Origin of the sequence: Streptomyces sp. CAU 1734 (assembly GCF_039888735.1) — a bacterium.
GTDB lineage: Bacteria > Actinomycetota > Actinomycetes > Streptomycetales > Streptomycetaceae > Streptomyces.
In genome coordinates this window covers 268,860-293,459 of the sequence record NZ_JBDQQP010000009.1, presented here as the reverse complement: position 1 = coordinate 293,459, position 24,600 = coordinate 268,860, and the positions used below count along the sequence as shown (strand labels likewise).

At 71.2% G+C, this 24,600-nt stretch carries 21 protein-coding genes; 11 read left to right on the top strand and 10 right to left on the bottom strand.

Annotated features, from left to right (window positions below; translation table 11 throughout):
- Positions 1-226: 226 nt before the first annotated feature.
- Positions 227-1,264 carry an L-glyceraldehyde 3-phosphate reductase gene (gene mgrA / locus AAFN69_RS19410; RefSeq protein ID WP_347729818.1) on the bottom strand — a complete coding sequence of 346 codons (1,038 nt, stop codon included), beginning with the start codon at positions 1,262-1,264 and terminating at the stop codon, positions 227-229.
- Between the two features lie 265 nt (positions 1,265-1,529).
- Between mgrA and AAFN69_RS19405 the strand changes: the two genes are divergently transcribed.
- The 5 genes from AAFN69_RS19405 to AAFN69_RS19385 all read left to right on the top strand — a co-directional run bounded on the left by AAFN69_RS19405 (position 1,530) and on the right by AAFN69_RS19385 (position 7,435).
- Entirely contained in the window at positions 1,530-2,291 is a 762-nt protein-coding gene (locus AAFN69_RS19405) for an isoprenyl transferase (RefSeq protein ID WP_347729817.1), read from the top strand.
- Between the two features lie 484 nt (positions 2,292-2,775).
- Positions 2,776-4,098 (top strand): PhoH family protein, encoded by a 1,323-nt coding sequence (locus AAFN69_RS19400; RefSeq protein WP_347729816.1) that lies wholly within the window; start codon positions 2,776-2,778, stop codon positions 4,096-4,098.
- 371 nt (positions 4,099-4,469) lie between these two features.
- Positions 4,470-5,186 (top strand): transglycosylase SLT domain-containing protein, encoded by a 717-nt coding sequence (locus AAFN69_RS19395; protein ID WP_347729815.1) that lies wholly within the window; start codon positions 4,470-4,472, stop codon positions 5,184-5,186.
- 132 nt (positions 5,187-5,318) lie between these two features.
- A complete protein-coding gene (locus AAFN69_RS19390; protein ID WP_347729814.1) occupies positions 5,319-6,686 on the top strand; it encodes an AI-2E family transporter in 1,368 nt (455 codons plus the stop codon).
- Entirely contained in the window at positions 6,683-7,435 is a 753-nt protein-coding gene (locus AAFN69_RS19385; protein ID WP_347729813.1) for a hypothetical protein, read from the top strand. The genes AAFN69_RS19390 and AAFN69_RS19385 overlap by 4 nt, the downstream gene beginning before the upstream one ends.
- 70 nt (positions 7,436-7,505) lie before the next feature.
- Here the strand turns inward: AAFN69_RS19385 and AAFN69_RS19380 are convergent, their stop codons facing one another.
- The 4 genes from AAFN69_RS19380 to AAFN69_RS19365 all read right to left on the bottom strand — a co-directional run bounded on the left by AAFN69_RS19380 (position 7,506) and on the right by AAFN69_RS19365 (position 10,099).
- Positions 7,506-8,042 (bottom strand): alkyl hydroperoxide reductase, encoded by a 537-nt coding sequence (locus tag AAFN69_RS19380; protein WP_347729812.1) that lies wholly within the window; start codon positions 8,040-8,042, stop codon positions 7,506-7,508.
- Between the two features lie 3 nt (positions 8,043-8,045).
- Positions 8,046-8,600 carry a peroxiredoxin gene (locus tag AAFN69_RS19375; RefSeq protein ID WP_347729811.1) on the bottom strand — a complete coding sequence of 185 codons (555 nt, stop codon included), beginning with the start codon at positions 8,598-8,600 and terminating at the stop codon, positions 8,046-8,048.
- A gap of 104 nt (positions 8,601-8,704) precedes the next feature.
- On the bottom strand, positions 8,705-9,091 hold the full coding sequence (gene cutA / locus AAFN69_RS19370) for a divalent-cation tolerance protein CutA (RefSeq protein WP_347729810.1): 387 nt from the start codon (positions 9,089-9,091) through the stop codon (positions 8,705-8,707).
- Between the two features lie 414 nt (positions 9,092-9,505).
- Positions 9,506-10,099 (bottom strand): ATP-binding protein, encoded by a 594-nt coding sequence (locus tag AAFN69_RS19365; RefSeq protein ID WP_347729809.1) that lies wholly within the window; start codon positions 10,097-10,099, stop codon positions 9,506-9,508.
- On the opposite strand from AAFN69_RS19365, the gene AAFN69_RS19360 reads away from it, so the two are divergent.
- The 5 genes from AAFN69_RS19360 (at position 10,098) to AAFN69_RS19340 (ending at position 16,662) form a co-directional block, all read left to right on the top strand.
- Entirely contained in the window at positions 10,098-11,477 is a 1,380-nt protein-coding gene (locus tag AAFN69_RS19360; RefSeq protein ID WP_347729808.1) for a hypothetical protein, read from the top strand. The genes AAFN69_RS19365 and AAFN69_RS19360 overlap by 2 nt on opposite strands.
- A gap of 396 nt (positions 11,478-11,873) precedes the next feature.
- Positions 11,874-12,932, top strand: a complete 1,059-nt coding sequence (locus AAFN69_RS19355) for an iron ABC transporter substrate-binding protein (RefSeq protein ID WP_347729807.1) — start codon at positions 11,874-11,876, stop codon at positions 12,930-12,932.
- A gap of 31 nt (positions 12,933-12,963) precedes the next feature.
- Positions 12,964-14,523 carry an iron ABC transporter permease gene (locus AAFN69_RS19350; RefSeq protein ID WP_347729806.1) on the top strand — a complete coding sequence of 520 codons (1,560 nt, stop codon included), beginning with the start codon at positions 12,964-12,966 and terminating at the stop codon, positions 14,521-14,523.
- 17 nt (positions 14,524-14,540) lie between these two features.
- The gene (locus AAFN69_RS19345) at positions 14,541-15,617 is read left to right on the top strand and encodes an ABC transporter ATP-binding protein (RefSeq protein ID WP_347729922.1); all 1,077 of its coding nucleotides are present in this window, start codon (positions 14,541-14,543) and stop codon (positions 15,615-15,617) included.
- A 91-nt stretch (positions 15,618-15,708) separates the two neighbouring features.
- Positions 15,709-16,662, top strand: a complete 954-nt coding sequence (locus AAFN69_RS19340; protein WP_347729805.1) for a LysR substrate-binding domain-containing protein — start codon at positions 15,709-15,711, stop codon at positions 16,660-16,662.
- Between the two features lie 89 nt (positions 16,663-16,751).
- Here the strand turns inward: AAFN69_RS19340 and AAFN69_RS19335 are convergent, their stop codons facing one another.
- From AAFN69_RS19335 to AAFN69_RS19315, 5 genes are all read right to left on the bottom strand, one after another.
- A complete protein-coding gene (locus tag AAFN69_RS19335) occupies positions 16,752-19,166 on the bottom strand; it encodes an FtsX-like permease family protein (RefSeq protein ID WP_347729804.1) in 2,415 nt (804 codons plus the stop codon).
- Positions 19,163-19,849, bottom strand: a complete 687-nt coding sequence (locus AAFN69_RS19330) for an ABC transporter ATP-binding protein (protein ID WP_347729803.1) — start codon at positions 19,847-19,849, stop codon at positions 19,163-19,165. The genes AAFN69_RS19335 and AAFN69_RS19330 overlap by 4 nt, the downstream gene beginning before the upstream one ends.
- Positions 19,846-20,415: a PadR family transcriptional regulator gene (locus AAFN69_RS19325; protein ID WP_347729802.1), complete on the bottom strand. Its 570-nt coding sequence runs from the start codon at positions 20,413-20,415 to the stop codon at positions 19,846-19,848. Before AAFN69_RS19325 ends, AAFN69_RS19330 begins: the two co-directional genes overlap by 4 nt.
- 198 nt (positions 20,416-20,613) lie before the next feature.
- A complete protein-coding gene (locus AAFN69_RS19320; protein ID WP_347729801.1) occupies positions 20,614-20,928 on the bottom strand; it encodes a hypothetical protein in 315 nt (104 codons plus the stop codon).
- Positions 20,925-21,863: an SPFH domain-containing protein gene (locus AAFN69_RS19315; protein ID WP_347729800.1), complete on the bottom strand. Its 939-nt coding sequence runs from the start codon at positions 21,861-21,863 to the stop codon at positions 20,925-20,927. Before AAFN69_RS19315 ends, AAFN69_RS19320 begins: the two co-directional genes overlap by 4 nt.
- A 458-nt stretch (positions 21,864-22,321) precedes the next feature.
- Between AAFN69_RS19315 and AAFN69_RS19310 the strand changes: the two genes are divergently transcribed.
- Entirely contained in the window at positions 22,322-24,550 is a 2,229-nt protein-coding gene (locus AAFN69_RS19310; RefSeq protein WP_347729799.1) for a transglycosylase domain-containing protein, read from the top strand.
- Positions 24,551-24,600: the final 50 nt, after the last annotated feature.

Sequence of the window (24,600 nt, the reverse complement as noted above, 5' to 3'; positions counted from 1 at the left end):
CTGCTCCCGGGCCCGGCGGTGGTGCGGCGGCAGGCCGGCCGGCCACCGCGCCGGGCCGCCCGGCACCGGCGACACGCGGCCCCCGCACCGGTGACGCGCGCGGGCGCCGGTCTCGCGTTATGGTGGAAACCCCCCCTCGGGCCGGTCCGTATCCCCCCCCCACGGACCGGCCCGGTTTTCATTTCCCGGCCCGGGGGAGCCCCCCCCGGGGGGACACCGGCGGCGCTCAGCCCCGGTCGGCCCAGATGTTCGCCCCCGCCGTGTCCACGGCCAGGGTGTCGATCTCCTTCAGCTCCGCCGCGCTCAGCGGGGCAGCCGCCAGAGCCGCGATGTTCTCCTCCAGCTGGCGCACGCTCGACGCGCCGATCAGCGCGGAGGTCATCCGGGAGTCCCGCAGCACCCAGCTCAGCGCCAGCTGCGCCAGCGACTGCCCGCGGGCCGCCGCGATGTCGTTGAGTCCGTTCAGCCGGCGCACGACCTCGCCCGAGAGCAGCGCCGGGTCCAGCGACTTCCCCTGAGTGGCCCGGGAGCCCTCCGGAATGCCGTTCAGATACTTGTTGGTGAGCAGGCCCTGGGCCAGCGGGACGAAGGAGATGCAGCCCATCCCCTCCCGCTCCAGCGTGTCGAGCAGCCCGTCGTCCTCGATCCAGCGGTTGATCATCGAATAGGACGGCTGGTGGATCAGTGCCGGTACGCCCATCTCCCGCAGCAGCCGGGCCGCCTCCGCCGTCTGCTCGGCGTTGTACGAGGAGACACCCGCGTACAGCGCCTTCCCCTGCCGCACCGCCGAGGCCAGCGCGCCCATCGTCTCCTCCAGCGGAGTGTCCGGGTCGAAGCGGTGGGAGTAGAAGATGTCGACGTACTCCAGGCCCATCCGCTTCAGCGAGGCGTCCAGGGAGGAGAGCAGATACTTGCGCGAGCCCCATTCGCCGTAGGGACCGGGGTGCATCAGATACCCGGCCTTGGTGGAGATGATCAGCTCATCGCGGTACGGGGCGAAGTCCTGGGCGAAGATCTTCCCGAAATTCAGCTCGGCCGAACCGGGCGGGGGCCCGTAGTTGTTCGCCAGATCGAAGTGGGTCACCCCCAGATCGAAGGCGCGGCGCAGGATCGCGCGCTGGGAATCAAGGGTGCGGTCGTCGCCGAAGTTGTGCCACAGACCCAGCGAGACCGCCGGGAGGCGGAGGCCGGAGCGCCCGCTGCGGCGGTACTCCATCGAGTCGTAGCGGTCGGGTGAGGCGCGGTGGTAAGAGGAATCAGTCACAGATCCCTCTTATCACGGACTTGTGACAGACCGGGTTGGGCCGCCGCGCCCCGTGCGCAGTAGTGTGGCGATCTCAGGGGATTCCGCATGGCGCGGAGCATCGCCGCACGGCGGGCGCCGCTTCCGGCGCCGCGCCGCCGGACCCCGGCCGGCCGCAGCACCCCGGCACCACACCCCCTGGACCACGAACCCGGCGAACCCCGCCATGGCACCGGCGTCCCCGGCGCCCGGGGCGGCGAGCCGACAGAACCGAGAGGTGGACTCCGTGAACCTGCGTGACCTGGTGTACAGGCTCTACGCACGCCGGGTGGAAGGCCGACTGGACCACACCCAGGTGCCCAAGCACATCGGAGTCATCCTCGACGGCAACCGCCGCTGGGCCAGGGCCGCCGGCAGCACCCCCGAGGCGGGCCACAAGGCCGGTGCCAGCAAGATCCAGGAGCTGCTCGGCTGGTGCGCGGAGACCGATGTCGAGGTCGTCACGCTCTGGATGCTCTCCACCGACAACCTGGACCGCCCCGATGTGGAGCTGATCCCCCTCCTCGGCATCATCGAGGACGCGGTCCGCGCCCTCGCGTCGGACGGCCGCTGGCGCGTCAACCACGTGGGCACCCTCGATCTCCTCCCCGCCCGCACCCAGACCGTGCTCAAGGAGGCCCAAGAGGCCACCCACGGGCACACCGGAATAATCGTCAATGTCGCGGTCGGCTACGGCGGCCGGCAGGAGATCGCCGACGCGGTCCGCTCCCTGCTGCTGGAACACGCGGACCGGGGAACCAGCTTCGAGGAGCTGGCCGAGATCATCGATGTCGAGCACATCTCCGAACACCTCTACACCCGGGGCCAGCCCGACCCGGATCTTGTCATCCGCACCAGCGGGGAGCAGCGGCTGTCGGGCTTCATGCTCTGGCAGAGCGCGCACTCCGAGTACTACTTCTGCGAGGTCTTCTGGCCCGCCTTCCGCAAGGTCGACTTCCTGCGCGCCCTGCGCGACTACGCGGCCCGGCACCGGCGTTACGGAAGCTGAACCCCGGGGGCACCCGCGCCCCGCCCCCGCCCGATCGCGGGACCGTCACGCGTCATCACACGTATTACGGGGCATCACACCCCATCGCGGAAGCGCCTTCCCGCCCCTCCCGCCCCCCCGTACACCTGATGAACAGCCGGTCACACCACCCGGTCACACGCTGTTCATCCAGGTGTCGTGGCTCGTTCCGGCATGGTGACGGGTGTTCGAGGGCATATCCCTTCCAGGTCGACGTCCGATCCACGAACGTCGTATCTCAGTGAGCGGCCGTTTCCGCTCACCCGGGAGGCCCTTTGCACACGACGGAACGCACCCCCCGTGCGGACCACGCGGAGGGCCGGTGCTCGGCCCGCGCATCGTGGCCTGAAGCCCGGTCCTTCCCCCGCCCCAGGCGGGGAGGTCCCCTGCCGCACCCTGGCAGGTGGACTCTCTGGCCCGCGACGGCGTCGCACCGCCGACCTCATCCGAGGGGGTACGTCCTTCCGTGGTGAACAGCACCAAGCGCCGGATGCCCGACAGGCGCACTTATGTTCTCGACACCAGCGTTCTGCTGGCCGACCCGAACGCCCTGACCCGTTTCGAGGAGCACGAAGTCGTGCTCCCGATCGTGGTCATCACGGAACTGGAGGCCAAGAGGCACCATCCGGAACTCGGCTACTTCGCCCGACAGGCGCTGCGCCTGCTGGACGACTTCCGTGTCCGGTACGGACGTCTCGACGACCCCATCGCCCTGGGCGATCTCGGCGGCACGCTCCGCGTCGAACTCAACCACTCCGATCCGGGGGTCCTGCCCGCCGGATTCAGGCTGGGGGACAACGACTCGCGGATCCTGGCGGTGGCGAGAAATCTCCAGGCCGAGGGGTATGACGTCACCGTCGTCTCCAAGGATCTGCCACTGCGGATCAAGGCGTCGGCGGTCGGTCTCCTCGCCGAGGAGTACCGGGCCGAGCTCGCCATCACCGACTCCGGCTGGACGGGGATGGCGGAGCTCTCGCTCTCCGCCGAACAGGTGGACCTCCTCTACACCGAGGAGCGGCTGTATGTCCCGGAGGCCGCCGAACTCCCCGTCCACACGGGTCTGGTCCTCCAGTCCGAGCGCGGCAAGGCGCTCGGCAGGGTCACCCCGGACGGCCAGGTCAGGCTGGTCCGCGGCGACCGGGAGGCGTTCGGCATCCACGGCCGCAGCGCCGAACAGCGCATCGGTCTCGATCTGCTGCTCGACCCCGACGTCGGCATCGTCTCCCTCGGCGGCCGGGCCGGCACCGGCAAGTCGGCACTCGCGCTCTGCGCCGGGCTCGAAGCCGTACTGGAGCGCAGGCAGCACCAGAAGGTGATGGTCTTCCGCCCGCTGTACGCGGTGGGCGGCCAGGAGCTCGGCTATCTCCCCGGCACCGAGGCCGAGAAGATGAGCCCCTGGGCGCAGGCCGTCTTCGACACCCTCTCCGCCGTGGCGGGCCGCGAGGTGATCGAGGAGGTGCTCGGGCGCGGCATGCTCGAAGTCCTGCCGCTCACCCATATCCGCGGCCGTTCGCTGCACGACGCCTTCGTCATCGTCGACGAGGCACAGTCGCTGGAGCGGAATGTGCTGCTGACGGTGCTCTCCCGGATCGGGGCCAACTCGCGGGTGGTGCTCACCCACGATGTGGCCCAGCGGGACAATCTGCGCGTCGGCAGGTACGACGGAGTCGTCGCCGTGGTCGAGAAGCTGAAGGGGCATCCGCTCTTCGCGCATGTCACCCTCAACCGCTCCGAGCGCTCGCAGATCGCCGCACTGGTGACCGAAATGCTGGAAGAGGGACAGATTTAGCACGGAAACGGAGTGTTGTACGCCGCCCCGCGAGCGCAGCAGCGTAGTGGGGCGGCGCCGTGTTGTGGGGGAGGTTGGTCAAAACTCCTTGACCCAACCGGGTGTGACCTATCCCACGCAACAGAGAATTGCCTTGCGGTGTGCCGGTCCGGCAAAGTCTTGCTTCCGTCAGGCCCCGCACACGACACACCCGCACCATCCGTGGTGCACCGCGTCATTGAACAACTCAAGAACCGACGTCGTGTGCCGCCCGCCGGCTGTGACCGGCCGCTCCTCCGGGAGTTGACCACGGGCCAGTGCCTCCTGTGACCCATTGCAGTGGAGGCCAGTGCCAGGGGCGCGATTCGTCCGCGGGGTCACCTGTGCGGACGATGCTGGAAGGAAAGCGTGTGAGCCGGATCTCGGTCCGGGGGTTCGCCGTGGCGTCAGCCACCGCGGTCACCACCGTCGGAGCTGTTGTGGGAGTCGCCTCCGGCAACCCCCAGTCGTCGAGCGACACCCTTGAGACGGCCGCCTCCGACGCGACCCTCCTCGCGGAAATCCCCCTGGGCCAGCAGGCCCAGGTCGCCTCTCTGACGGAGCAGGCCGACGCCCAGGCCGCCGCCGCGGACTCGGCCGCCCGCAAGGCGGCGGAGGAATCCGCCCGTCTCCAGGCCGCGGAGAACGCCAAGGAGAAGAAGGCCGCCGCCGAGGCGAAGGCCAAGGCGGAGCGCAAGGCCGAGGAGAAGCGGAAGGCCGAGCGCGCCAGCCGCGAAGCCGCCCGCGACGTCGCCAACATGGGCGGCAAGTCCTCGTACACCGTCGCCGAGGTCCAGGCCCTCGCCCGGTCGATCATCCCCGCCGGTCAGTTCCAGTGCTTCAGCACCATCGTGCAGAAGGAATCGACCTGGAACTACAAGGCCGTGAACCCGTCCTCGGGCGCGTACGGCCTGATGCAGGCGCTGCCCGGCTCGAAGATGTCCTCGGTCGGCGCCGACTGGCGGACCAACCCCGCGACGCAGATCAAGTGGGGCCTGAAGTACATGAACGAGCGCTACGGCAGCCCGTGCGAGGCATGGACCTTCTGGCAGGGCAACAACTGGTACTAGTCATACCGCTCAACTCCCCGGAGCCTCACACCGTCCCCATGGTGTGAGGCTCCGTCGCGTCCGCCCGTGTAGCGTCAGCGGTCCGGGACTCCGAGAAGTCCCCGGGGGAGCAATGGGGGAAGAGGAAGTCACATGTCACGACTGCCAGGGTGGTTCACCCGGCTGAGGGCGGACGCGGGCGGGCGGCTCGCGAAGTTCTCCGAACGCCTGGACGAGCGCCGCGAGGAGCAGGACGAGCGCGAGGACCGCGACGCCGGGATGACGGCCGGAAACGGCCGGGAGCGGGACACGGAATCAGCCACCCCCAGAAGCGTCCCGCCGCCGCCCGACTACGCCCCCGATGTCCTGCCCCGTCCCGACCCGGTCGCCGCCATCCCCTGGGGCATGCGGGTCGCCGCCGAGGCGGCCTGGCGGCTGCTGGTGCTGGCGGGCATGCTCTGGGTGCTGATGCGGGTCATCAGCGCCGTTCAGCTCGTGGTGCTGGCCTTCTTCGCCGCCCTGCTGATCACCGCACTGCTCCAGCCCACCGTGGCCCGGCTGCGCCGCGCCGGTCTGCCGCACGGGCTCGCCACCGCGGTCACCGCCATCGCCGGATTCGTGGTGATGGGCCTGGTCGGCTGGTTCGTCGTCTGGCAGGTCCTGGAGAACATCGGCGATCTCTCCGACCGGGTCAGGGACGGTATCGAGGAGCTGAAGCGCTGGCTGCTCGACAGCCCCTTCCATGTCACCGAGAGCCAGATCAACGACATCGCGCAGAATCTCAGCGACACCATCGGCACCAACACCGAGGAGATCACCAGCGCCGGGCTCCAAGGCGTCACCGTGATGGTGGAGGTGCTGACCGGGATACTGCTGGCGATGTTCTCCACGCTCTTCCTGCTCCACGACGGGAAGCGCATCTGGCAGTGGACCCTCAAGCTCGTCCCGGCCCAGGCCCGCGAGGGCGTCGCCGGAGCGGGCCCGCGCGCCTGGCGCACCCTCACCGCCTATGTGCGCGGCACGGTCCTCGTGGCCCTGATCGACGCCATCTTCATCGGCCTGGGCATCTGGTTCCTCGATGTCCCGATGGCGGTGCCGCTCGCCGTCTTCATCTTCCTCTTCGCCTTCATCCCGCTGGTCGGCGCGGTCATCTCGGGCGCCCTCGCGGTGGTCGTCGCCCTGGTCACCCAGGGCGTGTTCACCGCGCTGATGGTGCTGATCGTGGTGCTCGCCGTCCAGCAGATCGAGGGCCATGTGCTCCAGCCCTTCATCCTGGGCCGCGCGGTCCGGGTGCATCCCCTCGCGGTGGTGCTCTCGGTCGCGGTGGGCGGGATGACCGCCGGTATCGGCGGCGCGGTGGTGGCGGTGCCGCTGGTCGCCGTCACCAATACGGTCGTCGGCTACCTCCGCGCGTACGGGAGGGAACAGGCCCTGCGCGGAACCCCCCGCCCGCACGGCGCGACCGCGGTGGGTGCCTCCCCGGCGGCGCGGATCGACGACGAGACAGAGGAACAACGGTGATATCCGAACCGGAACTGATCGGCGCGGACGGTGGGTCCGCCGGGCCGCCACAGCTCCCCGGCGCGCGGCGCGAGCCGGATCTGATCGACTTCGACCCCGATGCCGGCTTCGTCCTCGACCCGGAACCCGCTCCGGCCCGGGTCCGCTGGCTGTGGGCGCTCGGTGGAGCGGTGGTGGCCTCGGCGGTCTGGGCGGGCGGCATCTCGGTGTACGACGCGGGTGATCCGGATCCCGGCGGCTACCGGTCCACCGGGAATCTGTGTCTGGAGGCCCCGATGAAGGGGCTGACGGCGATTCTCGGCGAGGCCGTGGACAATCAGCCGAGGAGCCGGAAGCACGAGGCGCGTGACACGGCGACCTGCTGGTACAGCTTTCCCGCCATCGTGACGAGCCCGGACTTCGACGGGCCGAGCCTCTCCTTGATGTACACCCTGCACAAGAAGACCGACCCCGGCCCGGAGTTCGAGGCGGCCGTACTCACCGAGATGGCGCTCGACGGCGACAGCGCCCTGCTGGAGCGGATCGACGGGCTCGGCGAGCGGACGCTCGGCCACAGCTGGGGTGACGGCGGCGGGAAGCTGCGGGTGCTCGACGGCCAGGCGGTCTTCGAGCTGGAGCTCCATCAGGGCGGTCTCATGAGCTCCCGGGCCAGGGGGAAGCCGGCGGATCTCACCGGGGTCCGGGAGCCCCTGCTGGCGGATCTGCGGTCGCTGATGACCCGGCTGAAGGGTGACGACAGAACGGATTGACGGCAGCACGGATGGACGAGAGCCCCGCCGGTCGGCCGACCGGCGGGGCTCTCGTCCATCCTGTACCGCTCTACTGCGCGAGCGCGGCCTCGGCGTCGAGGGTGGCGCCCACGGCCGTCACCACGGCCGCGATCTTGAACGACTCCTGGATCGTCTCGCGGTCCACGCCGGCCTTGCGGAGCACCTGCTCGTGCGAGTCGAGGCACTGGCCGCAGCCGTTGACGGCGGAGACGGCGAGCGACCACAGCTCGAAGTCGACCTTCTCCACGCCCGGGTTGCCGATGACGTTCATCCGCAGCCCGGCACGGAGCGTGCCGTACTCCGGGTCGGAGAGCAGATGGCGCGTCCGGTAGAAGACGTTGTTCATCGCCATCACGGCGGCGGCGGCCTTGGCGGCGGTGTACGCCTCGGGCGACAGGTTCGCCTTCGCCTCGGGCTCCAGCTCCCGCAGCACGATGGCGCTGCGCGACGCGATCGCGGTGGCGAGGACGGTGCCCCACAGCTGCTGCTGCGAGAGCTTGTCATTGTTGCCGATGACCGAGCCCAGGTTGAGCTTCAGGTCCTTGGCGTAGTCCGGTATGGCGGACTTCAGCGTGTCGAGGGCCATGGGTCACTCACCGGCCAGCAGCGCGACCGGGTCCAGGGTGGTCTCGCCCTTGGTCCAGTTGCACGGGCACAGCTCGTCCGTCTGGAGGGCGTCGAGGACCCGGAGGACCTCCTTGGGGTTACGGCCGACGGATCCGGCGGTCACCATGGTGAACTGGATCTCGTTGTTCGGGTCGACGATGAAGACGGCGCGCTGCGCGAAGCCGTCCGCACCCTCGATGCCGAGGTCGCGCATCAGCTCGTGCTTGGAGTCGGCCAGCATCGGGAAGGGCAGGTCACGCAGGTCGGCGTGGTCCTTGCGCCAGGCGTGGTGCACGAACTCGGAGTCACCCGAGAAGCCGAGGACCTGGGCGTCACGGTCGGCGAACTCGTCGTTCAGCTTGCCGAACGCGGCGATCTCGGTCGGGCAGACGAAGGTGAAGTCCTTCGGCCACGCGAAGACGACCTTCCACTTGCCCTCGTAGGACTTGTGGTTGATGACCTCGAACTCCTTGCCGGTCTCCAGGGAGACGCAGGCAGTGAGCTCGAAGGTGGGGAACTGGTCGCCGACAGTGAGCACGGTGTTACTCCAGGGATGCATGAGGGGCTGGACAAATCCACCCTGTCACAGAGGTGATCTCCGGTGAAATCGATCAATCGGGTCAGTGTGATTCGCTGCGCCTATCAATCGACCGAATGTGCGCGCCGCCGCTCACCTGTGACGGGCTGCGCCGTCTCCGCCGTCAGCCAGGAGAGATAGGCCGCCGAGCCCGCCACCACGGGAACCGCGATGATCTCCGGGGTCTTGTAGTCGTGGCGTTCCGTGATGAAGGCGGAGAGCGCCCGGGTCAGCTCGCCGCGTGTCTTGAAGTCGATGCGCCACTCCCGTTCGTGCTCCACCTCGCCCTCCCAGCGGTAGACGGAGGCGACGGGGTGGATCTGCGCACAGGCGGCCAGCCGTTCGCCGACGGCCGCCTCGGCGAGGGCGGCGGCCTTCTCCTCGCTGTTCGCGGTGGTGGTCAGGACGACATGCCCGGGGCTGGCCGGTACGGCGGGCTCGGAGTTGGTCATGGTGCCGAGCGTAGACCGGGCGCGGTGCGCGGCGCGGGCCCTCGCGGGCCGCACACCGTTCCCCGGAATGCCGGGCGCGACCGGGCTGCGCCGGCCGGCCGCCGCACGGGATATCCGGGGCGGCGGCCCCATTTCTTTCCGTACCGGAATCGGAGGTGCCGCGCCCGGGTCCGGCTCCGATTCGCGCGGGCGGCTTCTCCTTCGGCCGCCGCAATCCGGGAAGCGCTTTCGAACGTGCGCGCGGTGCCGATCGGGTATCCGACGGGCATTCGGCGGCGTACACGGGAGCCGGGTGATTCCGGAGGGGCGGCGGACGGGTCCCGGCGCGGGTCGGCGGCAATATGCGGACGCGAATATTCCGTGCCCCGGGGTGCCCGAATACGGCTTTGCCGGTCCCGGATTCGCCGGGGGATGTCAGGCGGCCGGCGGGGGTCCTTCGCCCCGGCGGGGGCAGGGGAGGCGGGGCGGCGACGAGCCCCGGCGGGCGGGGCGCGGGGCGCCGGTGCGGGCCGGGATCACGCACCAGGTGGCCGTGCCCTTGCGGCCCCAGGCGCTCGACAGCGCGTCGATCAGAAAGAGCCCCCGCCCCTGTTCGTCCTCGATATCCGACACTTTCAGCACGGGTATTCCCATGGCATGGTCGTCGACTTCCACCACGACCTCGGTCGGCGGGTCGCAGATCATGGTGAATCGGATGTCGTGCCCCTCGCCGTGCACGATCGCATTGGTGATGATCTCGGTGACCACCAGCCGTACGGAATCGATCACCTCGGGCTCGTCGAGCCCGTTGTGGCGGCAGACCGCGACCGCGAGTCTCCGCATGTGCTGAACATGTATCGGATCGGGAAGGAACGAGATGTCGATTCGATGCAATGTTCGGCCCTCCCGGCATTCCGCGCCCGCGTATCCCCGCGCGCCCCGGGCGCGTTGAGAGCGGCATGTGCAGAGATAACCGCGTGCGATGCGGGACCGGTACCGTTGAAGGGGAGAGCACAGTATGAATCCCATGAATTCGCGGGGAGTTGATGTGACTCACACTTCGCAGAATCAGCGCAACACGGGGCTCAAGAACCTCCTTGGTCAGGCGCAATGGTCGGAGTCGAAGCTGGCTCAGGTGGTGAACCGGCTGGGCGCCGAGGCCGGAATAGCGCTGACGTACGGCCAGTCGTCGGTGGCGCACTGGGTGCGCGGCGCACAGCCGCACGAGAAGGCCCGGCCGCTGATCGTGGAGGCGTTCCAGCGCAGACTCCGGCGCCCGGTCTCCTATGCGGAGGCCGGGCTCCGGCGGCCCGCCGCGCAGGCGGGGCGGGACGGCTGTGACGCGGTGGAGTCCCTGCTCACGCTGGGCAGGGCGGACATGGATCCGTCCCGGCGCGGGGTCGTGGCGGCCGGGGTCTACTCCGCGGTGCTGGCGGTGCCGCTCTTCGCCGACACGGCCCGCGCCGAGGACGGCGGGCGGGCCGTCAGGGCGGCCAGGCCCACCGTCCGGATCGGGCAGGGCGAGGTCGAGACCGTGCGGCGGATGACGGACAAGGTCGCCGACATCCTGGACGAGCTGGGCGGCGGACATGCCCGCCCGATGGCCGCCGCCTTCCTGGTCAACACCGTCGCCGGATATCTGAAGGCCGCCGCGCCCCCGGAGGTGCACCGCGACATGCTCTCGGCCGCCGCCGATCTCACCTATCTCACCGGGTGGATGGCGATGTACGAGCGGGCGCACGGCGTCGGCCAGGGGTACTGCGTCCAGGCGCTGCGGCTGGCCCGCGAGGCCCAGGACCATCTGGCGTACTGCCGGACGCTGCGCGGGATGAGCCTCCAGGCGACCAGCCTGCGCCACGGCCCCAAGGCGCTGGAGCTCGCCGATTCCGCGGCCGAGGCCGCGCCCGCCGCCGGGCCGCGGCTGGTCGCCTTCCTCCGGGGGCAGCAGGCGCATGCCGCCGCCATGGTGGGGGACCGGCGGACCGCCTTCGCCCATCTCGCCCAGGCCGAGGCGGCGCTGGGGAAGGCGGATTCACGGCGTGATTCCGTCGGGGGGTACAACCACTCCGCGTATCAGTTCCAGGTGGCCCATGTGCTCTACGAGGGGCGTGATCTCGCCGGATCGATCAAGGCCGTGAAGGCGTCGATCCGCGCGCAGCCGGCGCGGGAGCGGCAGGGGCGGCTCCACTTCAATGCCGTACTGGCGCAGCGGCAGTTCGAGTACGGGCACGTCGAGGAGGCCTGCGCGACCTGGGGCGATTTCCTGGACGACTACTGCGTGCTGTCGACGGCGCGCGGCGACGAGCACTTCGAGCGGATGCGGCGCCGCATCGGCCCCTACCGCCGGGTGCGGGCGGTCCGGGAGCTCGATGAGCGGGCCCGGCAGGTGGTGGCGATGAAGGGCTGACGCCCGGGGGGTGCGGGCCGCCGGTGCTCCCCGGTGGATCACCGGCCGGGCGCCTCTTCCGCACCCCGCGCCCGGCCCCGCGGGCGTGGCGCTGGTCATACCGGCGGGTGGCCGGCGGCTTCGGGAAAGCCGTGCGGCGGCGGCGCGAAAGGTGGCTGAAAATAGGCAATAGCCCCATCATCCGTACCGGAATTAAATCCTCCGTAATGCTTCTGAACTGCAATGATCTATTACAGCCGGGACGAGGCGTCTCGCCATCCTGCGTATGGTCATTTGGCTGATTCTTGACACTTAGGCGAGCCTTCCCATACCTATAGGGGCGTTCACGCACCCCCAGTTCCCCGCAACATCCGACGCAGACGGCAACGGCAGCGGGTTCCACCAGGAGGCATCCCGATGTCACGCCCGATCGTCCGCCGTACCGCCGCGCTCGCCGCGGCCGCCATGCTGATACCCGTCCTCGCCGCCTGCGGAGGCGACAAGGACGAGAAGAAGACGGCGGAGAAGAAGGCGGACAAGCCCAAGGGCGCGTCCGAGCTCGTCATCTACTCCGGCCGCAACGAGGAGCTCATCTCCCCGATCCTCGCCAAGCTGGAGAAGGCCACCGGGACGAAGGTCGAGGTCCGCTACGGCGACTCCGCCGAGCTCGCCGCCCAGATCCTGGAGGAGGGCGACCGCACCAAGGCCGGTCTCTTCTTCTCCCAGGACGCCGGTGCCCTCGGCGCGCTCTCCCAGGCCGGCCTGCTGGCGAAGCTGCCGCAGAAGTCCCTGGAGAAGGTCGACCCCGCCTTCCGCGGCGGCGAGGGCGACTGGGTCGGCGTCTCCGGCCGCTCCCGCGTCATCGCCTACAACCCCGACAAGACCGAGAAGGCGCCGGACAGCATCCACGACCTGGTGAAGCCGGAGTGGAAGGGCAAGGTCGGCTACGCGCCCACCAACGCCTCCTTCCAGGCCTTCGTCACCGGCATGCGCGTGATCGAGGGCGACGAGGCCACCCTCACGTGGCTGAAGGGCCTCAAGGCCAACGCCAAGCCCTACGCCAAGAACGGCGTCGTCCTGGACGCGGTCGACAAGGGCGAGGTCTCCCTCGGCCTGATCAACCACTACTACTGGTACGAGAAGGTCGCCGAGCTCGGCGCCGACAAGGTCAAGGCGAAGATCCACTTCCTGCCGGGCGGCGACCCGGGCGCGCTCATCAACGCCGCCGGTGTCGGTGTGCTGAAGAACGGCGGCCAGGGCGAGGCCGCCGAGAAGGCCGTGGACTACCTGCTCTCCGCCGAGGCCCAGAGCTACTTCGCCGACGAGACCAAGGAGTACCCGCTGGCCGCCGGAGTCACCAGCTCCGTCAAGGACCTCCCGGCGCTCGACTCCCTCCAGGCCCCCGAGATCGACCTCGGCAAGCTGGAGTCCCTCCAGAAGACCCTGGAGCTCCTCAAGGAAGCCGGGATGGTCTGATCCCACCCGGATCCCGCTCCGTCACCTCCCCATGACGAGAATCCGTTCCGCCCGCCCGGCCCGCGCGCTCCCCGCGCCGGCCGGGCGCCGGCGCATGCCGCCCCTGGTCCTGCTGCTCCCCGCCGGCGCCGCGGCCCTGCTGGCCCTGCTGCCGCTCGGCTACCTCGGCGTGCGCGCCATGGAGCACGGCTGGGCCCATGCCTGGGAGATCGCCACCGAGGCCCGCACCCTCGAACTCCTCGGCAACAGCCTCCGGCTGGCCGCCGTCGTGGTCGCCGCGTCGCTGGTGCTCGGAGTCTCGCTCGCCTGGCTGACCGTCCGCACCGATCTGCCCGGACGCGGGGTCTGGGCGGTGCTGGCGACCCTCCCGCTCGCCGTGCCCAGCTATGTCGCCGCCTTCACCTGGATCTCCGCCGTGCCGTCGCTGGCCGGCTTCACCGGCGCCGCGATCACCCTCACCTGCGCCTGCTTCCCCTATGTCTTCCTGCCGGTGGCCGCCGCCCTGCGCGGTGTCGACCCCGCCCAGGAGGAAGCCGCCCGCTCGCTCGGCGCCGGCCCGGTCCGCACCTTCGTGAAGGTCACCGCACCCCAGCTGCGGCCCGCCGCGGCCGGCGGCTCGATCCTGGTCGCGCTCTATGTCCTCTCCGACTTCGGATCCGTGTCGATCACCCGCTACGACACCTTCACCCGCGCCATCCACAGCTCCTACCAGGCCAGTTTCGACCGCACCCCCGCCGCCGTGCTCGGCTGTGTCCTGGTCACCCTCACCGTGCTGCTGGTCCTGGCGGAGAACCGCACCCGGGGCCGCGCCGGACACTCCCGTACCGGACGGGGCAGTGCCCGCCCCCCGGTCCGGCTGCGGCTCGGCGCGCTGACCGCCCCCGCCCTGGCCTGGTGCGCCGGCGTCGCCGCCGTCACCGTGGCCTTCCCGCTGGCCACCCTCGGCTACTGGCTCACCATCGGCACCTCCGCGGACCGGGACCCGCAGCGGCTCCTGGACGCGGCCTCGGCCACCCTGCTGCTCGCCGCCGCCGGAGCCGCCGTCACCACCCTGCTCGCGCTGCCCGTCGGAGTGCTCTCCGCCCGCCACCGGGGCCGCGCCGCCCGGCTGCTCGAACAGTCCGTCTGGGCGGGTCACGCCGTGCCCGGGATCACCGTCGGGCTCGCCCTGGTCTTCTTCTCGGTCCGCTACGCCTACCCGCTCTACCAGGAACTCCCGCTCCTCATCGCCGCCTACGCGGTGCTCTTCCTCCCCGTCGCGGTCGCCTCCGCCCGCGCCGCCGTCCTCCAGGCCCCGCCCGTCCTGGAGGAGGTCGCCCGCTCGCTCGGCCGGTCACCGCTGCGGGTGCTGCGCGAGATCACCGTCCCGCTCGCCGCGCCCGGCATCGGCGCGGGCGCCGCGCTCACCTTTGTGGTGATCATGAAGGAGCTGCCGGCCACCCTGCTGCTCCGCCCCACCGGAACCGACACCCTCGCGACCCGGCTGTGGACCGAGACCGGCGCGGGCGCCTTCGCCGGTGCCGCACCGTACGCGGCGGCCATCGTCCTGCTCGCCGCTGTCCCCTCCTATCTGCTCGGAAGGCGCTCATGACCCACCTCGGCGGACTCGTGCCCGGACTCCGGGTGACCGGGGTGAGCAGCTCGTACGGGCGCGGCGCACCCGTGCTCGACCGGCTCGGCCTCACCGTCCCGCAAGGGGAACTCGCCGCCCTGCTCGGCCCCTCCGGCTGCGGCAAGACGACCCTGCTGCGGATCATCGCGGGCTTCCTCACCCCCGACGCGGGCGAGATCGCGGTCGGCGGGCGCGTCGTCACCGGGCCGGGGGTGCGGCTGCCGCCGGAGCGCCGGGGCATCGGCATCATGGCCCAGGAGGGCGCGCTCTTCCCGCATCTGAGCGTCGCCCGCAATGTGGCCTTCGGCCTCGCGGGCACCGGCCGCGCCGAACGCCGGGCGCGCACCGCCGAACTCCTCGCCCTGGTCGGTCTCGGCGACCTCGGCGACCGGATGCCGCACGAGCTCTCCGGCGGCCAGCAGCAGCGGGTGGCGCTCGCCCGCGCGCTCGCCCCCCGCCCCGCGCTGGTGCTGCTCGACGAGCCCTTCAACGCACTCGACAGCGGACTCCGCGCGGGCCTGCGCTCGGACATCCGCGCCGCGCTGCGGGCCGCCGGGACCACCGCCGTCCTGGTCACCCACGACCAGGAGGAGGCGCTGTCGACCGCCGACCGGATCGCCGTCATGCGCGGCGGCGAGGTGGTGCAGTCCGGCACCCCGCAGGAGCTCTACGACCGGCCCGCCGACGCCTGGGTGGCCTCCTTCGTGGGCGAGGCGGTCGTACTGGCCGCGACCGCCGGCGGCGACGGGGCGACGACCGCCCTCGGCCGGATCCCGCTGACCGGTCCGGCGGCCGGCGGACGCCGCGAGGGCACGGTCGTGCTCCGCCCCGAACAGCTCCGGCTCACCTCGCCGACCGCCGCGGACGCCGTCCCCGGCACGGTGACGGAGGTCCGCTTCCACGGCCATGACGCCCTGGTCCTGGTGGATGTCCCGGGCGCCGGCACACCGGTCACCGTCCGCGTCCCCGGCCCGCCCGCCGTCCGCCCGGGAGACGCGGCCGGGATCCGGGTCACCGGCACGGCCGCCCTGTACGAGACCCCGGAGCGCGAAACCCCGCCCGCCGGCTCCTGACCGGATGCCCCGGCCGGTACGGGCGGGTCCCGGCGGGTCCCGCCCGTGCTCCTATGCTGGGAATCAGACATTCCGATCGGAGGAAGTATCCATGAGCGGAATGAGCCGGGGCAGACAGCCCAGCATCGTGCAGCTGCGCGCCTTCGCCGCCGTCGCCGAGCATCTGCACTTCCGGGACGCAGCGGCGGCCATCGGCATGAGCCAGCCCGCGCTCTCCGGCGCCGTCTCCGCGCTGGAGGACGTCCTCGGCGTACAGCTGCTGGAACGGACCACCCGCAAGGTGCTGCTCTCGCCGGCCGGGGAGCGGCTCGCCGTCCGGGCCAAGGCCGTGCTGGACGCGGTCGGCGATCTGATGGAGGAGGCCGAGGCGGTCCTCGCCCCCTTCACCGGAGTGCTCCGGCTCGGTGTCATCCCCACCGTCGCGCCCTATCTGCTGCCCAAGGTGCTCCACCTGGTCCACGGCAGCTATCCGGAGCTCGACATCCAGGTCCACGAGGAACAGACCTCCTCGCTCATCGACGGACTGACCTCGGGGCGGCTCGATCTGCTGCTCCTCGCGGTGCCCCTCGGCGTCCCCGGCGTCACCGAGCTCGAACTCTTCGACGAGGACTTCGTGCTGGTCACCCCGGCCGGCCACCCGCTCGGCGGACGCGACGACCTGCCCCGCGAGGCACTGCGCGAGCTGCCGCTGCTGCTGCTCGACGAAGGACACTGCCTGCGGGACCAGGCACTCGACATCTGCCGCGAGGCGGGCCGTGCCGACGGGATCCCGGTGACCACCACCGCCGCCGGACTCGCCACTCTCGTCCAGCTGGTGGCGGGCGGACTCGGGGTCACCCTGCTGCCGCGCACCGCCGTGGCGGTGGAGACCGGACGCGGCGGCGGGCTGCGCACCGGATACTTCGCGGACCCCGCGCCCACCCGGCGGATCGCCCTCGCGATGCGCACCGGCGCGGCCCGGCAGGGGGAGTTCGAGGAGTTCGCCGACGCCCTCCGGGAGGCGCTGCGCCCGCTCCCCGTACGCGTACTGGAGCGGTCTCGCTGACGTCTCCGTGCGCGTGCCGGACCGGCCGCGCCGACGTCTCCGTGCGCGTACCGGACCGGCCGCGCTGACCTCCCCGTATCCGTCCGGGACTACTCCGACCGCAGTCCGTCCGGCTGGGTCATCCGCCGCAGCGGCGGCAGGCTCAAGGCCGTGACCAGCAGGATCATCGCCGCCGTCGTACCCGCGACCGGGAGGAAGAGCCACCAGTCGGCGACCTTCTTCTCGAGCAGCCGCAGAATCACCGATCCCAGGGTCAGCCCGCCGGCCACCGCGACCACCGTGCCGAGGACCACCGGCACCGCCGACTGCCACAGCAGCGACCAGGCCAGTGTGGAACGCCGGGTGCCGAAGGCCATCAGCGCCGACAGCAGCCGCCGCCGGTCCCTGAGCTGCTCGGTCTGGGAGATCAGCATCGAGGCCGCGATCAGCGCCAGGGTGCCGGTCATCCCCGCGCGCAGCCCGGTCTGCATGCTCGCGTACTGCCGGTCGCGCTCGGAGGACTCCATCGACCACGACGACAGGGCGGGACCGATCCTGGCCGCCGCGTCGCGCACCCGGTCGTGGATCAGCGGATCATCCCCGTCCACATGGATCGTCGCGGTGGTGTTGCCGTCGGACACCCGCTCCGGGGAGATCGCCCCGGGTGTCGCGAACACGCCTGCCTGACCCCAGGGCGTGGAGCGGCCGATGGTGCGCACCGTCTCGGTGTCCGCGGGCAGGGTCCACCGCCACGGCCGCGGACCGAAGGAGTCGATCATGATCTCCTCGCCCTTGCGGGCGATCTCGTCGACCCACTCGTCCTCCCACTTCTCGCCGGTGTGCGCCACGAAGACGTCGCCGTCCGCGCAGGAGGCGAGGCGCAGCAGCTTCCGCAGGGCCGGACAGCCGGCGATCCCCAGATGGGTCATCCTCGGGCGGTCGTCCGGCACCGCGGACGGCGGGCGCTGCGCCGACGACTCGATCGTGACGACCACATCACGCACCCCCGGAGTCCGGCCGAACTCCCGCTCCATCCGCTCCACCAGCGAGCTCTCCGGAGCGGGGGCGGAGACCTGGATCTTGCCCCAGGCCGGGGAACGCTTCTGGGCCTCGCGGAAGTCGGCCAGCATTCCGGCGAAGACCATCTGGAGGGCGATCACCCCGGCCACGGCCACCATGATCCCGCTCACCGCGCGGGCCGCGGCGTCACTTCTGAGCTGGATTCCGCGGATCGCCAGCTGCCAGGAGACCGGGCCGCCGCGCAGCCGGTTCACCACCGCCTGGACCAGCCACGGCAGCAGCGCCGAGACCCCGAGCAGGATCAGCACCGCACCGGCGGTCAGCCGGATCGGGCCGGCCGGCACCGCGTCCCCGGTGTCGGAGACCATGTCCGTGCCGAGCAGCAGCACCACACCGGCCACGGGCAGCAGCAGCCGCCACCAGAGCCGGCGCCGGCGGGGACGGGCGTTCCGGCTGACCCCCAGCGGCTCGATCGTCAGCGCGCGCATCGAGAAGACGGTGACCAGCACCGACAGCACCGGCACGGCCACCGCGGTCAGCACGGCGAGCCCGGGCACCGGGACCACGTCCGAGGGGAAGGCGCTGAGATCCCAGATCCGTACCGACCCGGCGAACAGCCGTGCCGCGGCGAAGAGGACTCCGCCGATGAGCAGCCCCAGCACCGTCCCGCAGAGCGCCTCCCCGGCCGCGATCCGGCGGGTGGACCCGATGCCGGCGCCGATCAGCCGGAGCGCGGCCAGTCTGCGGTCCCGGCGCTCGCCGCCGAAACGCACGGCGGTGGCGATGAAGACGGAGACCGGGACGAGGAGAACGACGCAGATCAGCCAGCCCAGCACATGGAGAACCGGATCGATCTCGCCGATTCCGACGGTCTCCGCGCCGAAGCCGTCGGTGCGGTAGGTGTTCTGCCCGACCTTCAGCGACCCGCTGCCCTTGTAGTAGAGGTACTCGCCCGGATCGAGCAGGCCCGCGTCCCCGACGGTGCCGGTCACCCGGGCATCGAGCCGGGCCGCCAGCCGCTCGCCCCCGGGGCCGGCGAGGAGCTCCGCCAGACCGGGGGAGACCACCATCTCGCCCGGCCCGGGAAGCCGGTCGACACCGGGCGGCAGGACGGGGTCCGGCCCGTCCGCGCGGATCAGGGTCCCCGTCACCCTGAGGTTCTGGTAGACGGTGCCGGTGTCCGCGACCACCACGCTGGACGCGGTGGGGGGAACGCGTTCCCCGAGGCCGAGCCCCGCGGGGGTTCGGTCCGCCAGCCGGGCGTCCTGCCGTTCGATGATCTGCGGTACGGACGCGGCGAGCAGCAGCAGCGTCACCCCCAGCCCGACGCCGAGCCCGGCGAGCGAGGTGCGGATCCAGCCCTCCCGGCCGCCGCGGATCCCGAACCGGATCCCGAGCGCGAGATCACGGCCCCAGGACCGCGGCCACCGGCCGGACGGCGCGGGTGCGGCGGGCGGGCCGCGCAGACCGTCGCGCCGGTCGCGGTTCTCGGAGAGCAGCGTCACAGGGTGTGGTCCGGGTCTCGGGTCCGCCCGTCGCGCACGATGATGTCCCGGTCCGAGTAGGCGGCGACCCTGGGCTCATGGGTGACCAGTACGACGGCGGTGTTGGCGGAGCGGGCGGCCTCCGTCAGCAGCTCCATCACCCGCTCGCCGCTGTAGGAGTCCAGGGCACCGGTCGGCTCGTCGGCGAAGACCACCCGCGGCGAGGTGACCAGCGACCGGGCGACCGCGACCCGCTGGCCCTGACCGCCGGAGACCTCACCGGGCCGCTGGTCACCGGTGTCCGCGACCTCCAGCCGCTCCATCCACTCCAGGGCGGTCCGCTCGGCGGCCCGGCGCCGGACCCCGGCGAGCCGGAGCGGCAGGGCGACATTCTCCGTACAGGTCAGTTCGGGCACGAGCTGGCCGAACTGGAAGACAAAGCCGAATTCGGTGCGGCGCAGGGCGCTGCGCTCCGCGTCCGTCATGGCGGTGAGATCGCGGCCGTCGTAGGTGATCCGGCCCGAGTCCGGGGTGACGATGCCGGCGAGGCAGTGCAGCAGGGTCGACTTCCCGGACCCGGAGGGGCCGAGGACCGCGACCACCTCACCGGGGTGGATCGAGAAGGAGGCGCCGTCGAGGGCGGCGCTCCGGCCGTACGTCTTGTGCAGATCCTCGGCGACGAGGAGGGAACCGGCGGGGATCATGCTCCGCCGTCCTCCCGGCCGCGCGCCGGTGCCGCCGTGTCCGTACCCCTGAGCTCCTGCGCCAGCCTGCCGAGCCGCGCGGAGGTCAGCTCCAGCCAGCGCAGATCCGCCTCCAGATGGAACAGGGCGTGGTCGCAGATGAGCTGGTCCGCGAGGTCGCCGCCGCGCTTGCGCTCGGTGAGGGCGCGCATCATCCGCAGATGCTCGGTCCGCTGGGTGTCGAGCAGATCGGCGGCGCTGCGCTCGGTGAGCAGCGCGAGCACGACCTTGGTGTAGAGCGTGGACTGGAGATACGGCTCGGGTTTCTCCGGCTGCGCCAGCCAGCGCTCGACATCGGTGATCCCGGCCTCGGTGATGGCGTAGCGCTTGCGCTCGGGACCGCCGCCCGCCTCCAGCCCGTCGACCTCGACCAGGCCGTTCTTCAGCAGCCGGGACATGGTCGAGTAGACCTGCCCGTAGTGCAGCGGCCGGTCGTGACCGAACTTCTCGTCGAAGGCGCGCTTCAGGTCGTAGCCGTGGCGCGGTCCGGACTCCAGGAGCGCGAGGAGGGTGTGACCGATGGACATGCTCAGCACTGTACGCGGTGTGTATACGTTCTGTGTATGCGGCGGCGGGCGGACCGCGCGGCCCGTGTGTACGGACCGGGGATCCGGGACGGCCCGTGTGTACGGACCCGGGACGCGGCGCGGCCCGCTCGTACGACCCCGGACGCGGTGCGGCCCGCCCGTGCACCGCCGGGTGGGCCGCACCTCTGTCATCCGCCGTCAGTCCGCGGTCTCCGAGGCCTCCGCGTCATCGGGGCCGGGCGGGCCGCCCGGCCCGCCCCCGTCCGCCGGGCCGGGCCCGGATGCGCCCCCGGATTCGGCCCCGGCGCGCGGCTCCCTCGGCGGCCGGCCCCGTCTGGCGATCGGGGCCACCCCGCCCGGCAGGCGTCCGGCCTCCGCCAGCGCCCGCCGCAGCAGGAACTCGATCTGCGCGTTCGCGCTGCGCAGCTCGTCCGACGCCCACCGGGCCAGTGCCTCGTGGACCACGGGGTCCAGCCGCAGCAGTACCTGTTTGCGCTCGGAGGGGGGTGTCACTGGTAGAGCGTGCCCGTGTTCAGCACCGGCTGCGCCGAGCGGTCGCCACAGAGCACCACCAGCAGATTGGAGACCATCGCGGCCTTCCGCTCCGTGTCCAGTTCGACGATGTCGCGTTCCGTTATCCGGTCGATGGCCTCCTCGACCATGCCGACCGCGCCGTCCACGATCAGCCGCCGGGCGGCGACCACCGCGCCCGCCTGCTGGCGCTGGAGCATGGCGGAGGCGATCTCGGGGGCGTACGCGAGGTGGGTGAAGCGGGACTCGATGATGTTCACACCCGCCGCCTCGACCCGCAGCCGCAGCTCGTCCGCGAGCTTCTCGGTGATCTCCTCGGCGTTGCCGCGCAGCGAGAGACCGTCCTCGTCATGGGCGTCGTAGGGGTACTCGATGGCGATGTGCCGGACGGCCGCCTCGGTCTGGGTGGAGACGAACTCCAGGAAGTCGTCCACCTCGAAGAGGGCCTGTGCGGTGTCCTCGACCTTCCAGACCACCACGGCGGCCAGCTCGATCGGGTTGCCGTAGGCGTCGTTGACCTTCATGACGGGCGTCTCGTGGTTGCGCACCCGGGTGGAGATCTTCGCCCGCGAGGTGAGCGGATTGACATAGCGCAGGCCGTCGGCGCGGATGGTGCCCCGGTACCGGCCGAAGAGCTGGACCACCCGGGCCTCGCCCGGCGCGACCATGTTCAGCCCGCACATGGCGAAGGTCGCGGCGAGGATCACGATGATTCCGCCGACGATCCCGGCCGCCTTGGCGCCGCCGGACTCGGCGATGCCGCCGAGGACGATCAGCGCCACCCCGGCGCCCAGCCCGCCCAGCCCGAGCAGCAGGGCGAGCCCGCCGCCGATGCTGTGGGCCGCGAACTCGCGGACTCTCGGCTCCGGCATCGCCGGTATGTCCTGGACCGCCGCCTTGGTGGTGCTCGCAGACATGTGGTTCCCCCGCTCTTCTCCGTACCCGCGCAGGGATGTGCGCGGGTGTGCGGCCTTCCTCGGCCGCACTCGTTCTCTGCGCGGACACGTGTCATGAGACCGGATTTGGCCATGACACAGGGATCCGGCCGGATCCGCGCCGCTCATTGGCTAGCAATGTGATTACACATTAATCGCTCTCGCAACCATGTGCACCCGTCGGGAGTCGGTTCCAGTGCGGGGGGTGCTGATTCTCACGTCCGGAAAGTCCGGATCGATGGATCTTTGTCATACCGGCCGGTGTTAGTTTTCTGAGCTGCCTCCGGCAGGGGGAGGGCATCGGAAGACATGACGCCGGCCGCGAGGCGTCCCCGGTGACAGGGCCGGACCGCGCCGCGGAACGGCCGGGCGGGCGACGGCGCGGCGCGAAACGGGCCGGCGGGCAGAGACCGAGAACCGAGAGCGGAGCGGAACGAGCGATGGGCCGAGCGGAAGCGCGACGGGAGCGGGCGCGCGATGCCCGCCAGTCCAGGAAACGCAAGGGCATACGGCGCCTCTTCACCTGGAAGAAGATGCTGGGCACCTTCCTCGGCCTCTGCCTGCTCGCCCTGGGCGCGTTCTATGTCGTCTATCTGATGGTCCCGGTGCCCAAGGCCAATGCCCAGGCGCAGCTCCAGAGCAATGTCTACAAGTACAGCGACGGCTCGATCCTCACCCGCACCGGAACGGTCAACCGGGAGATCATCCCGCTGGAGGAGATCCCCGAGCAGGTCCGGGACACCTTCGTCGCGGCGGAGAACAAGACGTTCTTCCAGGACAGCGGCATCGACTTCAAGGGCACGGCCCGCGGTGTGTTCAACACCGTCACCGGCAAGGGCAAGCAGGGCGGCTCCACGATCACCCAGCAGTACGTCAAGAACTACTACCTGAACCAGGACCAGACGCTCAGCCGCAAACTCCGCGAGCTGGTCATCTCGCTGAAGGTGGACGGGAACCGGAGCAAGGAGGAAATCCTCGCCGGTTACATCAACACCAGCTACTACGGCCGCGGCGCCTACGGCATCCAGGCCGCGGCCCAGGCGTACTACGGCATCGACGCCGCCAAGCTGAACGTCGCCCAGGGCGCCTACCTCGCGGCGCTGCTCCAGGCCCCCAACCAGTACGACTGGGCGATAGCCTCGCCGACCGGGAAGAAACTGGTCACCGAGCGCTGGCACTACGTCCTGGACAACATGGTCGAGGAGAACTGGCTGGACGCGTCCGCCCGCGAGCCCCTCACCTTCCCCGAGCCCAGGGCCCCCAGGGCGGCGCCCGGCATGGCCGGCCAGATCGGCTATCTCGTGGAGGCGGCCAACAATGAGCTGGCCCGCCAGGGGGTGAGCGAGGAGGACATCAAGGCCGGCGGCTGGACGATCACCCTCAACATCGACAAGAAGCGGCAGCGGACGCTGGAGAAGGCTGTCGACCGGGAGCTGGAGACCAAGCTCGACCGCAAGGCGGACAAGAAGGACGCCACCGTCCAGGCCGGGGCCACCTCCGTGGACCCGGAGACCGGTGAGGTCGTCGCGCTGTACGGCGGAATCGGCGCCACCGAGCACTGGCTCTCCAACGCCACGCGCCGCGACTACCAGCCCGCCTCCACCTTCAAGCCCGTGGTGTTCGCCGCCGCCCTGGAGAACGAGGCGCGGACCCAGGACGCCCGCCCGATCAATCTCAACACCGTCTACGACGGTGACACCAAGACTCCGGTCAAGGGCAGCGACATCCCCTTCAACCCCCGCAACGACGGCGACCGCAGCTTCGGCCCGATCACCGTCGCCCGCGCCACCGAGGGCTCCGTCAACTCCGTCTACGCGCAGATGATCGTGGACGTCGGGCCGAAGGAGACCAAGGAGACCGCGCTCGACCTGGGCATGCGGGACGAGCCGACGTGGGTGGAGCAGCCCGCCATGTCGCTGGGCACGATGGGCGCCTCCACCTGGGACATGGCGGGGGTCTACGCGACCTTCGACAACCACGGCAAGAAGGTCACGCCGTCCATCGTGAAATCCGCCGAGCACCAGCTCCGCGAGGTGGCGCCGGTGAAGTCGGTCGGCGGGCAGGTGCTCGACCGGGACACCGCGGACACCGTGACCGCCGCCCTGGAGGGTGTGGTGGAGAAGCCGACCGGCACCGGCCGGGCCGCGGCCGGCCCCTATGACGCGGCCGGCAAGACCGGCACCTCCGAGAACAACCGCTCGGCCTGGTACGTGGGATTCACGCCCAAGCTGGTCACGGCGGTCGCGCTGTACGGCGAGCACCCGGAGGACGGCCGCCAGGTCACCCTCAACAACACGGTCAACGAGGGCCGCGCCAATGGCGGTGGCGTACCGGCCGCCATCTGGAGGGCGTACACCACGGGTGCGATCGGCGGCGACGCGGACGCCCGCTTCGATCTGAAGGTCAAGGAGCCCGCGCGGGATCTGCCGGATCCGACGGCTTCGTCGACCGCCACGGCCGAGGAGACGCCGTCGAAGAGCGCCTCCCAGGAGCCGTCCGCCCCGAGCAGCAGCCAGTCGTCGTCCGCTCCGGCCACCGAGCCGCCCGCCACGCCGACCCCGCCGCCGTCCTCGGCGAAGCCGCCGGTGAGCCAGAGCCCGACCGGCCGGCCGACCCCGACGACCACCACGACGACCGAGCCCGAGGAACCGGCCGGCTTCAGACGCTGAGCGCGTACGACGGCGGGGCCGGACCCGTCGAAGGGTCCGGCCCCGCCGTC